We start from the raw sequence: 15,281 nt of genomic DNA, 5'->3' as shown, positions 1-15,281 counted from the left end.
TTCAAATCATTCACCTCAGGATACTTGCACCACGGGATAAAATGGCTGATTGAACTCTATATTTTCGACATTTTCCAATAAAATTTGGATAAAGCTCGGCACCAATACAGATAAAACACTCCAAGCATTGGCTAATTGTTTCCGGTTAATAGCACTATTGTAGGTCGCTCCGCCTCGACTTAACTGTTGATATAAAGTTGTCAAGCGACTAAACAGGGATACCAACAGGCTGACTGAATCATGGTTTTGCAAGATGTGCTGGAGCTGTTGCTGTTCTGTGGCAAAAGCTGAGCGCCATGTTGCCTCACTGATTTTCTGATTACGCCAGTCCCAAAAACTTTGATAAAGATATGGATTACTCAGGAGTAATCGAATGCTTGAATGCTTTTTTTCCCAGAGGATGTGAAATATTTTTTGATCAACATCTTTATGGCACATCTAGCTGAGGAAATGTCTTAAGGTGTACTGTTCCTGATCGGCAGCTTGCTCCTGTGTATACAATGCATTAAATGCCACCCATACCGTAATAAACTGTAGATCAAGATCATCATGAAGTATCAGGGCTTTTTTAAACCAGCTTAAACTGCGCTGGATACGTAAATTAAAAGGCTTAGAATGTTCATTTTTTTTACTCCTATATATTTCTTCTAGAACCAACATATTATTTTCCCTGTTGTGGTCATATCTCCAACATACTAAAAAGTTAAATTACATACAAATTCTAAGCTGACTGCACAGTTGATTTTAAGACTTTAATAAAGGCAATGATCGCTGCAAGCGACTGTCGATTTTTCATCAAACCCCGTATAATCCGCGCTTCGGTTTTTCATTATTTCAGGTTTATGCCATGACTGCTCTGCAATCTTTACAGCCTCGCATTTCGGTTGCGCCGATGATGGATTGGACACTTAAAACAAATTTATCAAATCAAATCAAAAACTTAATTAAATAATATTTTCAGAATGGCGTAAAAAAGGCGTAATTTTTCTGTTAAAAACATTTACATTCTTTTTAGTCTATACCCTTATAACGTCTCACTCCCCAAACTGATTTTCAACAAGCTTTGGAAAAATATATACATCTTTTAACATATGTTCTACTACATCCATAGCAAGTGAAAGTTGAGCTAGTGTGTGGGGCATAACTTCATGGGCTGCTTTGTTACCCAATGTTCGTACCTTATGCAAAATATTAGCTCCAGATGGTGTGAGAACATTTCTTGAAGCCAAATCATTAATCTTTGTATATAAATCCCCACCAGAAGCACTCTTTTCCTTACATACAGTCTCAACAATAGCCCGTAATCCAATCCCAGCGAGAACAGGAAAATTATTTGTTAGCGCATCGACTGTTTCCTTATAGATACGTCTAAGGTCAGATGGCAGATATATAGCATCATCCCCTAAATCTTTACGTCCCTCTATTCTTGACGGAAAAAGTTTCTCACTCCCCTGCCATTCGTATTCATCCTCATCAATCTGAATATAATCCTCCGAAGTTTCCGAAGTTTCTCGATAGGAGAGTGTCTTACAACCTTTACATCTAATAATTTGATAAGCCTGATACCAACTAAAGTCATATTTAGATTCAGTGCCAGATTGATCTACTGAGACAACAACCTCATGCATTGTACGACCTGAACATTTAACACATGGTATCTGAATTTCATGTCCAACAGATTTATTAAGTTCTTCTGTACTGGTAGAAACCACAAATTTCTCCTAATTAATGTTGTCAAATCATAATCTCTTTGGCTGATTATTAGGATCAAACATGATCGCCAGCTTGTACGGTAGCTTGATCGGTAACATGTACGGTGGATCGATAAACAACCAAATTACTCTATTTCTTTTTTAACCAGCCAATACCCACGTGTTCCACCAACACGCTCAAGCCAACCTGTATCTTTTAAATGATTGAGGTGCTTTTTTACTGCCGAATCATTAATACCCAACTGTACCGCCATATCACGATAAGAAATTTTGGGGTTTTGCTTAATTAATACTAAAATCTTATTTTGTCGGTCAGTCAATATTTCAGTGTTTACTATTGAGCCACCTATTGAGCCACCTAAATCTTCGATTGAGCCACCTGATAACTCATTCTCAGGACGATATAACTTCACATCAAAAAAATCACCAGTTTCCAAAAATTCAGGTGTGGTTAAATTTTCTGCTTCACAGATTTGTTTTATCCGTTGCAGACCGCTACCCCAATGTTCAATATAGCCTAGTTCCCTAAACACACGAGCCAATACCCGATTACGAATTTCTGAACGTCCTTGCAATAAATCTGCTTCGGTTAAACCATTGGGCAACCCACCTGGGGACACGATATTGACCAAATCATCATAAACAGCGACTTTAATATTGCGTCCAAAGTTACTGTAATCTCGATGTACATAGGCATTGATTAAAGCTTCACGAATTGCATTTTCTGGAATTTCCAAATAATCGTAACGCTTTAAGCCACGAATTTCGGCACGCAAAGACAAATGATTTTTAATAAAAATTTCTGTTTGCTCAATTTGAGAAAACAAATCTCCTGTATATTCTTTACGGTCTAAAAACACGCTCATGTTCGTGCCTTTAAATCTGGCACACTGAGTCATAACATGCTCATATTTACCCAATAAAATCAATAAGCCATGACTGGCATAATGCTGCCCTTGTTCCTCTATAACCAACTTTAGGTTCAGCATTTTTTCTAAGGTAAGTGCCTTATCAGCAGCTTTAAAAGCCGTTTCCAATACTGTTAAATCTAGTTTTTCTAAAGGGTATTGATAGTTTGCTAACGAATCAAAACTAATATTGAGCCGTTGCAATTCCAGTTGTTGAATATTTTCAGGTGATGCAACACGGTTACTTGCACCTAAGCGGATATATGTCCCCTGCTCACGCCCCATAGGTTTAAGGTAGTATGGGAATAAACTTCCACGAGCCACTTCCACAACCAGCAACTCTACACCTGCAATATTTTCAATATAGATTTGTGCTGCCAGTTGCGGGCTACACAACTCATAAATCATTGAGGTAATTTTATCTTGCAGGTCAAAGATATCTTCCCGAATTCCAACTAATTGCCGATCATCCGAAACCCCAACAATCAACTTACCGCCACTACTATTTGCAAAGGCGATTAAAGTCTTGGCAATTTGCTGCCCTTTGGGTAACTGCTGTTTAAATTCTAGCGTCTTGCTTTCGCCCTTTTGAATCTCTCGCAGTAGTGGATGTTCAGCATTCATTAGCTATCTTTGGGTTCTCTTCTGTACGCGTTTTCAATACGGCATTACTGGCAATAAATTAAGTAGATACCACAACAAAATTTTACTGTGCCATAATCGCTACTTTACTAGATGAAGCTCATTATTTACAGCAAACGCCGTAAATAATGTCAGGTAAGATCAATTTGGCTTATCCAACTTGCCTGAGTTCTTCATCACTCTGTTCAAAAACAACCTGTAAGACTTCGTATAAATACTCCACAGCAATCACTTTTATAGAATCTATAGGCTGTTTGGGCTGATTCACTTTAGGGATAACTACAGTTTTAAATCCGTTCTTTTGTGCTTCCTTTATACGTTCCTGTGCATTGGGTACAGACCGAATCTCGCCAGACAAACCTACTTCACCAAACACAGCCATATCGTGAGGTAAGGACTGATTTTTCAGGCTCGATACACAAGCCAGTAGCACGGCTAAATCTGACGCTGTTTCTGTAATTTTCAATCCACCCACAATATTGACATAGACATTATGTTCAAGAATATCCACGTTGGCTTGTTCTTTCATAATGGTCAACAGCAAACTAAGGCGATTATACTCCAGTCCTAAAATAAGTTGTCTAGGTGTAGTTTTTGTTTCACTCACTAAAGCCTGTACTTCGACTAAAAATGGTCGCACCCCATTTCGACTGACCATGACAACAGAACCAGCAACTGCCTCACCATAGCGATCCAAAAAAATCGTTGCTGGGTTGATGACTTCCTTTAACCCTTGATCTGTCATGTCAAATACACTTAACTCATTCACCGCACCAAAACGGTTTTTAACCACCCTGAGCATTCGATACTGTAAGTCGCTTTGTCCCTCAAAATGCAAGACACAATCAACCATATGTTCAAGTACTTTTGGCCCTGCCAATTCTTTCTCTTTGGTGACATGCCCAACGATCAGTAAAGATATTCCTGCATGCTTGGCAAATCGGGTTAAAATTGAGGCTGATTCTTTAATTTGTGATGTACTTCCAGAAGCCGCAGGAATAGCCTCCGTATATAAGGTTTGAATGGAATCCAAAATCACCATAGATGTTTTTTGTTCCGTTAATATTTCGCAAATGCGTTCTACTTTCGTTTCTGCCATGACATCCAGTCTGTCAATTGGCAAACCTAATCGTTTAGCCCGCATAGCAACTTGTGACAGTGATTCCTCCCCTGTGATATATAAAACCGATTGATTTTTTGCAATATGGGTTGCTGTTTGTAAAAGTAAAGTTGATTTGCCGATGCCAGGATCACCGCCAATTAATACCACTGATCCAGTGACCAGACCACCACCTAATACACGATCAAATTCTCCTATACCTGTTGAACACCTAAGTTCCTGACTCATTTTCACCATATTTAATTTGGTAATATGATGTTGTTGTCCTGCATAGCCAGAATGACTTAAACCTGCTGTAGCCCGATGTTGAGCCTTTCGTTCAACTGTTGTTTTGCTGAAACTATTGTATTCTCCACATTGAAGACATTCTCCAATCCACGTATCCTCCTCCTTGCCACAACCACGACATACATAAACTGTAATTTTAGCCACTGTAAAAACTCTAGTTTTTAATTACCTAAAGCACCTTATCAAGTCGATTTTTTAATCTCAAGTAAGGCGGTGAAATAAGGGTAAATGGTTGAGAATACATGGAAATGTTCTTTTAAAAATGAATTGAAGGGTAAATGACTACAAAGAGATTCAAAATGCCGAGATTTGTTCTGTACTTAAAGTATTTCCTTCAATCGCAAGAGAACCTTGAATAGTACGGATACGATTGGCTTTTCTGAGTTTTAAGCTGTCCTGAATTTCCTCTAAAACAGTCAAACGCCCTATATTTTCACTGATCTGAGCAATCAGATGAATGATTTTTGAGGTGATGGTATAAGGCGGTTGGTATTTCATAATAGACCTACTTTGATAAATTTATTTTTGAATGAAGTTCACAGCTTTCACCCCAAGCAATTAAGCGTCCTTTAAACTCAGGGACTAAAAATTCAATAAATTGATTTAGATCATGTTTATAAATTTTAAACTCTTCTGGCTGTTGAACATATTTTTTATAACGGTCTTTCCATTTACCCGAACTATCTCTCTCGTTTAATAAATCGGGTTTGCCTGTTACTTTTAAAGTAAGCATCAAATGCTTAATGTAAGCTGGATGATGTTCCATCAAGTTATGAGCTACACTCACCATATCATTAATATTGTTACCTACAACGTAACCAAATTTTGCACTTAAAATTGAGTTGACCACTGTTTTATAGGGGGCATGCAAAATGTATTTGGGTGTACTAATTCCCATTAGCTCCAGCTCATTTCTAATTGAAAACCACTGAAAGTTGAATTGACTATCGGTAAGATAATGAGTTTTTACCCATAGTTCAGTAAACTCAACCAATAATTCAGATTTGGTCTTTGATGGAGCCTTTGTTTCGAGATTAACCTGTTCCAGTGATTCGATATACTTTTGAACTTTTAATTTATCTTTTTGATTCTTACTCTCTTGTAAATAACTATGTTGTAAGCCTAATTTTTGCTTTAACTTTCGATATTCAGCTTCATAATCAAAAAAGTATATCTGCTTTGTAGATTCGTTATGGACTAAATTTTGAAATTCGACGAACTCAGTATTCCACTTATTAATGATTTGATTATTCTTAATTTCAGGCTTTAAATAATGACACTCTAAAGTAAAAGCTTTTGTTTTAATTGATTGAGCGACTGTAGAATCATTCACTACAAATGCATTTGCATTATTATTGTAGTAAATATCTTGCATTGACTGCTTCTTCGCTTTTTCTGTTGGCTCAAAATAATTAAAAATCCATAGTAGGCAAGCATTGTTATCTTGATAGAAAATTTTTCGATCAATAATGACATTCAAAAAAGTTGTAGAAAGTTGTCCTTCAAAAACAACTAATTGCTTTTTATATAATGAAGATACATCTGGTCGACGCCATTGCTTTAGATCAATACTTTTACGAACTTGCTCAATATGAATATCACTAAAAGCCTCATCTGCTTGAAGGCTCTTGTAGATATTCTCTTTTAGCGATTTATGCTGTTGAGTCTCTTTCGCAATTTGATACTTCAAAGCAGTTTTTTCTTGCTCTGATAGCTGTTTAATATACTTTACAGGACACTTGAAGTTTGGGTTATTTTCTAACTCAGGAATATGTTTAAAAAAGAAAGTGGTATTAGAGTTGATCTGCATGTGATCTGTACGTCTTGCGAGAATCACGGGAGTTTGACACCAAGCACAGGTAAAATAAGGATTATCGTTATTCCGTTTGTATTGCTCACTTATTTTGCTACGCCATTGGTTCAGCTCTATTTCAGATTGTTGAAAGAATACATCAACATCAATCCACATATTTTGATCTTTATCAACAATATGAACTAACTTCATGTATTCCCTCAACTTGCTTATCCAGCCAGCATTAATATTGCCTTTAATCTAACCTTTACTAGGCTTTTCACCAATAACATTTTTAATAATTTCAACGACTTTCTCACTTTCAAATTGAGTTTTAAAAACAACCTCTACATCATCTCTCACATTTTTAAATAAAAGCTCAGCATGTTTAATTTTACGCTGTTCTTCTTCAGATAATGTAAAGCTTGCCTTATCCTTTGTCTCAATCAATAAATTCAAAGTTTTCTTTCCACTTTCATACTCAACAATATAGGCAAAGTCTGGAGAATAGGTTCCACCACCTGCTATAGGAATACGAATTGAGTTTTTAGGAATCTTTGTGAATACAGACACTTCAGAAACTTTTTCACAGATATTTTCTTTTTCAAGAGGTGAATCATAAAAGAGTTCATTGAATAAATAATTATCTGCAATATTTAAAGCCTCAGTCATTCGACCTAAATTGGCACTTTCTATCTCAACTAATGGCTCGCCTGTTTCATTGGTGAATACAGTAGGGTGAACCGTATTAGATACATCCGTTAAACCAATCTGATAGCTTTGAAATGACTGTTTAAGTAAATAATCATTAAAGCCACTTCGAATAGAGCGAATTGTACTCTGGCTTAGATATTGATTTATATCCAAATGCTTATCTGTACTTTGCAATAACTCAATAAAAACCTGATGTAGTGTATTACGATTCACTTTTAAAGATATTGCCAACTCATTTAAAAACTCACCGTAAGTCATAGTTTGAATCTGCAAAATATCTTCATGCATTGAATGTTCGACCTGTTGTGAAGCCAAATTATTTTCAATAATTAAGATATGCTTTTTTGTCAAACTTCCTGTCTTTTTAAATCTATCAAGATTTGCCTCAAAGTAACCTTTCAGCAAAGCATAGAATTGCTCTTCTGATTCAATTTTATATTCCAAAATCACTTTACGGTTAAGAGTTTCCCATAACTCTTTAAGCTCAGCATACTTAGCAAGACGCATAGTTGCTTTCTGCTTTGTATCTCCAGCATTACGTACTTTATTTGCTTTTAGACCTTGGGCAAAGACTAATGGAAACTCTTGCTTTAACTTCGCCAAACCGCCTTCTTTAAAGTCATTATTACGCTTAATTGCATCAAGATCATCGAGGTGCTCTAGTAAAGCATCTTCATCATTGAACAGATTTGAATATTTATCCAAAATTTGAGCAATCAGTTCATCTGTTAGTTTAGTTTCATCAAACACAACCAATGATTTACTGTTGATATCCTCAACCAACTCTTTTACAAAATCTTTTTCTGTAAAATCAACATAATAATGCAACTGAAAGTTTTCATTTTTAACACGTTGCATAAACTCATTTACTGGTAAACGTAAGCCACGACCAACTTCTTGCAGCTTACTGGTTTTACCACCACTAGAACGTAGTTTACAAATCTGGAATACATTCGGATTGTCCCAACCTTCACGTAATGTCCATTTAGAAAAAATGAAACGACGAGGGTTGTCTAAACTAAGTAAAGTTTCTTTATCATGCAGAATTTCTTCAATCTCTTTCTCGATTTTGTCATCTTTCTCAGAGTTATCTTGAGAAAAATAACCGCCGTGTGATTGAGAAATAACTTTCAATGTTTTCTCTAAATATTCTCGATATGCTTCGTGCTTTTCAGTTTCTAAAAGTCGAGTGACATGCTGCTTAATTTCAGCTTCAACAAATAAAGCTAATGTGCCTTTTTCTCCTTCTTTACCACGATAACTTTCAATATTATCAATGAAGAAAAGGCTTAACGGTTTAATCCTAGCAGATGGGCGAGTCATTAAATCCTTTTCCATTTCAAAATGATTCGTAATGGCTTTACGAATCATCTTCTCCTGCAAAGTTTCATTGTAGGAATATGGATCAATCACATCATTTTTTTTAAGCTCTAAGCCGTTGGATAACACCACTGTAGTTTTATTTAGGTTATCAATGGTTAAGCTACCAAAATTCTGATCGACTCTACTCAAAGATTCATTTTTAAGTAAATGAACTTTTTCGGTAACCTTTCCCTTTTTAACTTGGAAAATTGCCTCTTCTTTCTTTTTGTTGCTAGTATCAATTTCTACGAGTTTAATTGATGTGTCTTTCGCACCTTCAAATTCTTCAATATAAGCCACCACGCCTTTAACTAAATCCTGGTTAAAAGCATCGACAGCGGTTAATTGATAGATAAGGTTAGAGTAATCTTCATTAAAGGTTGCTCCATAACGAACAATAAACTGCCCACCTAGCTTTTGAATGTTACCCCAAGTCTTTTGTGCGGTTGGAAAGCGATGTGGTTCATCAATGATAACTATTGGAGCTATTGCAGCAATTGCCTCAAGAGGCGTATTAAATTGATCGAATACAGCACGGTCATACTTCTTGCTGAGAGTGTCGGAGTTGATCATCCCTGCATTGATTACAAGTACATGAATAGTCTGATCATCATTTGGTGCTTGTACAAAATCCAGAATACTTTGTGGCATTAAATCTTTCTTAGACTTCTTGCCTGACTGACTTTCGACAATATGACAACGAATAGACTTATTCTGGTAATTGGTTGCGAAATGCTCTTGTGAAGCCTGAGATCTAAGAAAATTAACGGTACCTGCCTTAATCGGAAGTGTAGGTACGACCACAACAAACTTAAAAAGTTTCAGTCGAGCATTTAGCTCAAACATCATTTTGGTATAGGTATAGGTTTTACCTGTACCTGTTTCCATCGAAATATCAAGTACATTACTTTCTGGTTTAGCTGTATGTCCTACAATTTCGTTATGCTTTTGCACCGCCTCGATTGATTTTGCATAGTCTGATAGTGCTAGTTGCTTATTTTTGGGTGCTAAAGGATTACTTACTAAAACCATTCGCTGATTGAACTTGGAAAATGTTACTGTTTCCAACACAGCAAGGATACTATCTACTGCACGTTTTTGATGGGGTAGATTTCCCTCAAAATGGAACTGTTTAGTTTGCTGTGTAGCAAATAACGGGAGTGTAGCGTTCATATATTAATATCTCACCACAACATCAACAGGAATTGACTTCTTATTATTGTAATTTCTCATGGCTTCATCAATTTCACGTTGTGATTTACTATCAAAGTGATGACCGAGGATGACCAATTTAGAAACTTGGAATTCATGTTCATCATCGAGTTTTTGAATCAAGTCTTTTAAAGCATCTGTGTTAAAGCCTTGATTGACCAAATACAAGACATGACCAAAACCATAAGCCAGATAATTACCAAGACTGACAGCATTGAGATTTTCAGATAGTAAAATTTTATCCAGACCTTTCCAAGTGGTCAAAATATCTTGTAATTGTGACTCACTAAAATCATCCGATACTAATTTTTCAGTAAAGTTTAAATCCACTTGAGGTGAATTTGGCGTAGTTAATTCATCAAAATTGAGAGTGAGTTGTTGAATTTTGAATTCGGGCAGAAAATTGTCACAGGTTTTAAAAACTTTAAAACCGCCTTCAAAATTACTTTCAGGATAGTCTTGAACCAACTTTTCTCCAGATTTAATAATACGATCTTTGGTAATTTCAAAAATGGTGCGATAGCCTGCTTTAAACGCTTGCTCTGTGGTCTTAATAGTTTCCGAAATTTGTACGCAAACAAATCTAATACTTTTAGAATTCAGAGCATTTACCTCTAAAACAGCATGTGCTGTACTTCCACTACCAGCAAAAAAATCTAACACATATTCATTGTCATTATGTATAACTTGACTTATGAGAGCTTTAATCAAACTAAGTGGTTTTGAATAACCAAAGATGTTTTGATTAAATAGTTGTTGTATAGTCTTAGTACCTTCCGTATTTAAGCCTACTTTATCCAGCATTAATGAAGAAAATGGATTAACATCACTATTTAACTCACTTTTAAATCTTTTTAACATTGGTCTTTTAGTAGGGTCTTTTGGGAAAAAAACACGCCCATCATCAATAAGCTCCTTCATTGAAGATGGAATATATGACCAAACTCTATTAGGATTATATGGATAAACATTTCCAGTATTTGGATCTGTAAGATTATAAGCTTGATTAGGACGCATAGCAGAAGTCATACCGACTGTTAAATCGCCTAAAACCCAATCACCTCTAGGGTCATTATCAGGATTATTATAATTATTGTAGTTTTTCTTCGATCCTCTAAAACTACTTTGTTCTGATTTACCATAAGCAATCACATATTCATGATCTATGGAAATATTGTTTTCTGCCATTGCTGATGAGGCTCTTCTTTTCCAAATCAAATTACCTAGAAACCTTTGCTCACCGAAAACTTCATCACATAAAATTTTTAACTGTGCTTGTTCGTTATCATCAATTGATATAAAAATTACGCCATCCTCTCTAAGTAACTGTTTTGCAATATAAAGACGTGGGTAAATAAAAGTCAGCCATGCGCTATGGCTATTAGCATTACTTTGTGTGAAATCTAGAACTCGTCGAGCTTCGTCAAAATCAACACCTGCAAGTTCTGCAAATTGCTCAGGTGTAAAATTCCTATCATCCTGATAAACAAACTCATCTGACCCAGTGTTATATGGCGGGTCAATGTAAATCATTTTAACCTTTTCACTATAGGCACCTTTTAGATGCTTCAGTACTTCAAGGTTATCTCCTTGAATCAATAAATTATGACTATTTTTATTTTGTTCTTGTTGATTATGCTCAATATCTTCCGACAGCATAGTTCTGATCGGTTCATTGGCTAAAACACGTGCATAAGACTTGCCTAACCAATTTAGACCATAGCTTTCACGACTAACATCTACCCCATCTGCTTGCAAAATTTCCTGCAATTTTGAAACAAGAAATTTACCCTGTTTATCAAAGCATTGAGGAAAGTTATTTTTTAAAACAGCCAGTTGCTCACTATTCGCTGTGATTTTTTCAGTGGGTGATGTCTGTTCAGTTTTCATAACAAAGTCATATTGCAAATTTAAACTTATTCTAACATTCGAGTCATAGATTGATAACGTAAAGCTTGTTATTTTCCATCACATATTTTTCAAAAACTGTATTCAGCTTTAGCCCATTTAATTTTTATCATTTTTTAAATTTTAACTTAGGTCTATGTTATGGATTCTTTTCACTCCCCCCAACAAAAAACATCTGAATCAGAACAACAAATACTTGCTGCTCAATACGTCCGTATGTCTACCGATCATCAACAGTATTCGACTCTAAATCAATCCGATAAGATTCAGGAATATGCAAACAAGCACAATATCAAAATTATTAAAACGTATGCGGACGACGGCAAAAGTGGATTGAGTTTAAATGGCCGATCTGGACTACAGCAGTTAATCCATGATGTAGAATCGCATCAAACTGAATTTAAAGTCATTTTAGTCTATGACGTAAGCCGTTGGGGACGCTTTCAAGATGCCGATGAAAGTGCCTACTATGAATACATTTGCAAACGTGCAGGTATCAATATCATCTATTGCGCTGAACAATTTGCCAATGATGGAACACCATTCACCACCGTCATGAAAAGCTTTAAAAGAACAATGGCAGGTGAATATAGTCGAGAATTATCCAATAAAGTTTTCATCGGTCAATGCCGTTTAATTGAAATGGGCTTTCGGCAAGGTGGAACAGCTGGTTATGGCCTAAGACGAGCATTGATTGATCAGCAAGGTAACTTCAAAACTTTACTCAAGATGGGTGAGCATAAAAGTTTTCAGATGGATCGTGTGATTCTCGTTGCAGGTCCTGAAGAAGAAATAAAAGTTATTCAACAAATTTATGAATGGTTTATTCAAGACAACTTGTCTGAAACTCAGATTGCCGAAAAATTAAATTTACAGAATATTAAAACCGATTTTAATCGTGCATGGACACGAAACACCGTTCATGAAATTCTTACCAATGAAAAGTACATTGGCAATAATGTCTTTAATAAAAAATCTTTCAAACTTAAAAAAATTCATATATCAAATCCCCAAGAACAATGGATTAGAAAAGATCAGGCATTTGAAGCGATTGTCCCGCTAGACATGTTTTATACAGCTCAAGGGATTATTCGAGAACGATCACGAAAATATAGCGATGATGAATTATTAGATCTATTAAAAATACTTTATCAAAAACATGGTTTTCTTTCTGGTTTAATTATCAATGAATCTGAGAATACGCCTACAACAGGCGTTTACTCCAATCGTTTTGGCAGCTTACTTAGGGCCTATGAACTCATTGGATTCAAACCTGAACGAGACTATCACTATATTGAAATAAATAGATTTTTAAGGAAACTTCATCCTGAAATCACTCAAAGGGTTATGAGTGAAATGTCTAAATTAAATGGTGCTGTCATTCATAGAGACCCTCTTAATGATCTGATTTCTATCAATGAAGAAATCAGTATTTCATTAGTCCTTACACGATCTCATCAATTATCTAGTGGCAATTACCGCTGGAAAGTTCGGTTTGACACAATACTAAACCCAGATATTACAGTTGTAGTCCGTTTAGATTACACAAATACAGCTATAAAAGATTACTACCTTTTACCAAGACTTGATTTCATGTGTCAAAAAATCAGTATTGGCGAGTTCAATCCAGTTGAATTAGAAAGCTTTAGATTTGAGAACTTAAACTATTTATTTGGGATGGCGGAGCGTGTTAAATGGAAACATATAGCGTAGAAACTGACTTGAATGATTCAATTTGTATAATTCCAATTAATCAAATCGAAATTTTAAACCCCAGGGATAGAAATGAAAAAGTCTTCTCTGAGATTGTTGAAAGTATCCGTACCGTAGGTTTAAAAAAACCGATCACGGTCACACAACTTTTTGGTAGCAACCTTCCATATCAACTCATTTGTGGGGAGGGTCGGATTAAAGCATTTAAACAGCTTGGTGAAACAGAAATCCCTGCTCGAATCATTGATGTCAACAAAGAAGAGGCTTTAATAATGAGCCTTGTTGAAAATATTGCTAGACGACAACATCGGGCAATGGAGTTCTTAAATTGTATCGAGCGATTGGCTGATTTAGGTTATGACAAACATGTCATTTCTAAAAAAACAGGATTAGTACCTGAATATATTCAAGACATTCTTACTTTACTAAAAAATGGTGAAGAACGCTTACTGTATGCCGTAGAGCAAAAAAAAATTCCGTTGAGTATTGCACTCACAATTTCTAAAACAGTAGACAACAATTCAGATATGCAGATTGCCTTACAAGATGCTTATGAAAGTGGCGAATTGAAAGGACATCAACTTTTACAAGCAAAAAAAGTAATCGAAAGAAGACAATTAGTCGGTAAAAACTTAAGTCACTCCCAAAACACCAAATCAAATAAAATTTCGGCATATGACATCGTTCAAACCTATCAAAAGGAAGTTGAACGACAACAAAATTTTGTGAAAAAAGCTGAGCATATTCAACAACTATTAGCTTTTATATCAGGTGCTTTGTCTCAACTAAAAAAAGATGAAAATTTTTTTAATTTATTACGGGCAGAATCACTAGATAGCATGCCGCAATATTTAGATGCTCAACTATTAGAAAAATAGGATACAAACATGCAAAGGGTCAATATTGCGTTTCAACTCTCCCCACTATCCCTTAAACCCAGCCAATTACTCTTAAGTAAAACTATGCTTAAAAGTACGGTCTATACAAAAAAATATGGGCAAATCAAAGCTTCGATTAAAGATGTCGGCATTATTGAACCACTTGTCGTAGCCTCAACCAGTAACAAAACGCAATATATTTTATTGGATGGACATATACGTTTTGAAGTTTTAAAAGAGTTAGGGTATACCGAAATCCCCTGTTTGTTATCGTCAGATGATGAAAACTACACCTACAATAAGAAAATCAATCGCCTAGCAACCATTCAAGAACACTTTATGATTCGACGAGCGATAGACCAAGGTATAAATGAAGAACGTCTTGCTTCCGCTCTAAATATTGACATTAAATCTATTCGTTCCAAAGTTAATCTGTTAAAAGATATTTGTCCTGAAGTAGTTGAATTACTTAAAAATCGTGAAATATCCCCGAACATATTTCCTCTTCTTAGAAAAATGAAATCTGTTAGACAAATTGAATGTGCAGAACTAATGCTATCTTTGAATAACTTAACAGTACCGTATGCAAAAGCATTATTAATGACTACAGATGCTAGTATGCTAAACGAGCCACAAAAGCAAATAAAAAAAATTGATAACTCATTAGAGGCAATAAAAAGAATTGAAAATGATCGTGCCAAGTTACATATACAATTTAAAATACTTGAACAAAGTTATGCCCAAGATACTTTAAATTTGGTTTTAGCTACTGGATATTTAAAAAAACTTCTTGGCAATAACAATATTAAAAATTATCTAATAAAAAACCACCCTGAAATACACTCAGAGTTTGAGGCAATAATTAAAGCAACTGCAAATGAGCCCTAATAACTCTCAGCTTATTAAATTTATAGAGTATCATAATAGATAACCTGAGTTCGATATAAAAAAAGAGTAGAAAAAAAGCCCTGTTTTTGTAACATATTGGTTCTCAAGACAAAATGTTATAAAACAAGGCTTCTCAATGGATCA

General features: G+C 35.3%; 11 protein-coding genes and 1 pseudogene. 3 read left to right on the top strand and 9 right to left on the bottom strand.

What is annotated here, in order from left to right; genetic code table 11:
- Nucleotides 1–15: 15 nt before the first annotated feature.
- The 9 genes and pseudogenes from ACE01T_RS06245 to ACE01T_RS06205 all read right to left on the bottom strand — a co-directional run bounded on the left by ACE01T_RS06245 (nt 16) and on the right by ACE01T_RS06205 (nt 11,640).
- The gene (locus tag ACE01T_RS06245; protein ID WP_395518953.1) at nt 16–438 is read right to left on the bottom strand and encodes a hypothetical protein; all 423 of its coding nucleotides are present in this window, start codon (nt 436–438) and stop codon (nt 16–18) included.
- Complete coding sequence (locus ACE01T_RS06240; RefSeq protein WP_395518952.1) at nt 439–660, bottom strand: hypothetical protein; 222 nt, start codon at nt 658–660, stop codon at nt 439–441. It lies immediately after the preceding gene.
- Between the two features lie 374 nt (nt 661–1,034).
- Nucleotides 1,035–1,712, bottom strand: a complete 678-nt coding sequence (locus ACE01T_RS06235; protein ID WP_180186946.1) for a DUF4145 domain-containing protein — start codon at nt 1,710–1,712, stop codon at nt 1,035–1,037.
- Between the two features lie 125 nt (nt 1,713–1,837).
- Nucleotides 1,838–3,244, bottom strand: coding sequence for an ATP-binding protein (locus ACE01T_RS06230; protein WP_395518951.1), 1,407 nt, complete (start codon nt 3,242–3,244; stop codon nt 1,838–1,840).
- Nucleotides 3,245–3,413: 169 nt separating this feature from the next.
- Nucleotides 3,414–4,814 (bottom strand): DNA repair protein RadA, encoded by a 1,401-nt coding sequence (gene radA / locus ACE01T_RS06225; RefSeq protein WP_395518950.1) that lies wholly within the window; start codon nt 4,812–4,814, stop codon nt 3,414–3,416.
- 156 nt (nt 4,815–4,970) lie between these two features.
- A pseudogene (locus tag ACE01T_RS06220) lies at nt 4,971–5,168 on the bottom strand (Fic family protein); the annotation flags it as partial.
- 7 nt (nt 5,169–5,175) lie between these two features.
- Nucleotides 5,176–6,675, bottom strand: coding sequence for a DUF6035 family protein (locus ACE01T_RS06215; protein ID WP_395518949.1), 1,500 nt, complete (start codon nt 6,673–6,675; stop codon nt 5,176–5,178).
- Nucleotides 6,676–6,723: 48 nt separating this feature from the next.
- Nucleotides 6,724–9,711: a type III restriction-modification system endonuclease gene (locus tag ACE01T_RS06210; protein ID WP_395518948.1), complete on the bottom strand. Its 2,988-nt coding sequence runs from the start codon at nt 9,709–9,711 to the stop codon at nt 6,724–6,726.
- 3 nt (nt 9,712–9,714) lie between these two features.
- Nucleotides 9,715–11,640, bottom strand: a complete 1,926-nt coding sequence (locus ACE01T_RS06205) for a site-specific DNA-methyltransferase (protein ID WP_395518947.1) — start codon at nt 11,638–11,640, stop codon at nt 9,715–9,717.
- 159 nt (nt 11,641–11,799) lie between these two features.
- Between ACE01T_RS06205 and ACE01T_RS06200 the strand changes: the two genes are divergently transcribed.
- The 3 genes from ACE01T_RS06200 to ACE01T_RS06190 are packed head-to-tail and all read left to right on the top strand — an operon-like array spanning nt 11,800 to nt 15,137.
- Nucleotides 11,800–13,371, top strand: coding sequence for a recombinase family protein (locus tag ACE01T_RS06200; RefSeq protein WP_395518946.1), 1,572 nt, complete (start codon nt 11,800–11,802; stop codon nt 13,369–13,371).
- Entirely contained in the window at nt 13,353–14,249 is an 897-nt protein-coding gene (locus ACE01T_RS06195) for a ParB/RepB/Spo0J family partition protein (RefSeq protein ID WP_395518945.1), read from the top strand. The genes ACE01T_RS06200 and ACE01T_RS06195 overlap by 19 nt, the downstream gene beginning before the upstream one ends.
- Nucleotides 14,250–14,258: 9 nt before the next feature.
- Nucleotides 14,259–15,137: a plasmid partitioning protein RepB C-terminal domain-containing protein gene (locus ACE01T_RS06190; protein ID WP_395518944.1), complete on the top strand. Its 879-nt coding sequence runs from the start codon at nt 14,259–14,261 to the stop codon at nt 15,135–15,137.
- The last annotated feature ends 144 nt before the right edge of the window (nt 15,138–15,281 follow it).

This window comes from Acinetobacter uliginosus (genome assembly GCF_044130295.1).
Classification (GTDB): Bacteria; Pseudomonadota; Gammaproteobacteria; order Pseudomonadales; family Moraxellaceae; genus Acinetobacter.
Note: the sequence above shows the minus strand (reverse complement) of the source record. Positions and strands in the feature narration are given on the sequence as shown.

Coding starts and splice junctions, on each gene's coding strand:
- ACE01T_RS06245 (WP_395518953.1), bottom strand. CDS start 438: ATGTGCCATAAAGATGTTGATCAAAAAATATTTCACATCCTCTGGGAA.
- ACE01T_RS06240 (WP_395518952.1), bottom strand. CDS start 660: ATGTTGGTTCTAGAAGAAATATATAGGAGTAAAAAAAATGAACATTCT.
- ACE01T_RS06230 (WP_395518951.1), bottom strand. CDS start 3,244: ATGAATGCTGAACATCCACTACTGCGAGAGATTCAAAAGGGCGAAAGC.
- ACE01T_RS06215 (WP_395518949.1), bottom strand. CDS start 6,675: ATGAAGTTAGTTCATATTGTTGATAAAGATCAAAATATGTGGATTGAT.
- ACE01T_RS06210 (WP_395518948.1), bottom strand. CDS start 9,711: ATGAACGCTACACTCCCGTTATTTGCTACACAGCAAACTAAACAGTTC.
- ACE01T_RS06205 (WP_395518947.1), bottom strand. CDS start 11,640: ATGAAAACTGAACAGACATCACCCACTGAAAAAATCACAGCGAATAGT.
- ACE01T_RS06200 (WP_395518946.1), top strand. CDS start 11,800: ATGGATTCTTTTCACTCCCCCCAACAAAAAACATCTGAATCAGAACAA.
- ACE01T_RS06195 (WP_395518945.1), top strand. CDS start 13,353: ATGGAAACATATAGCGTAGAAACTGACTTGAATGATTCAATTTGTATA.
- ACE01T_RS06190 (WP_395518944.1), top strand. CDS start 14,259: ATGCAAAGGGTCAATATTGCGTTTCAACTCTCCCCACTATCCCTTAAA.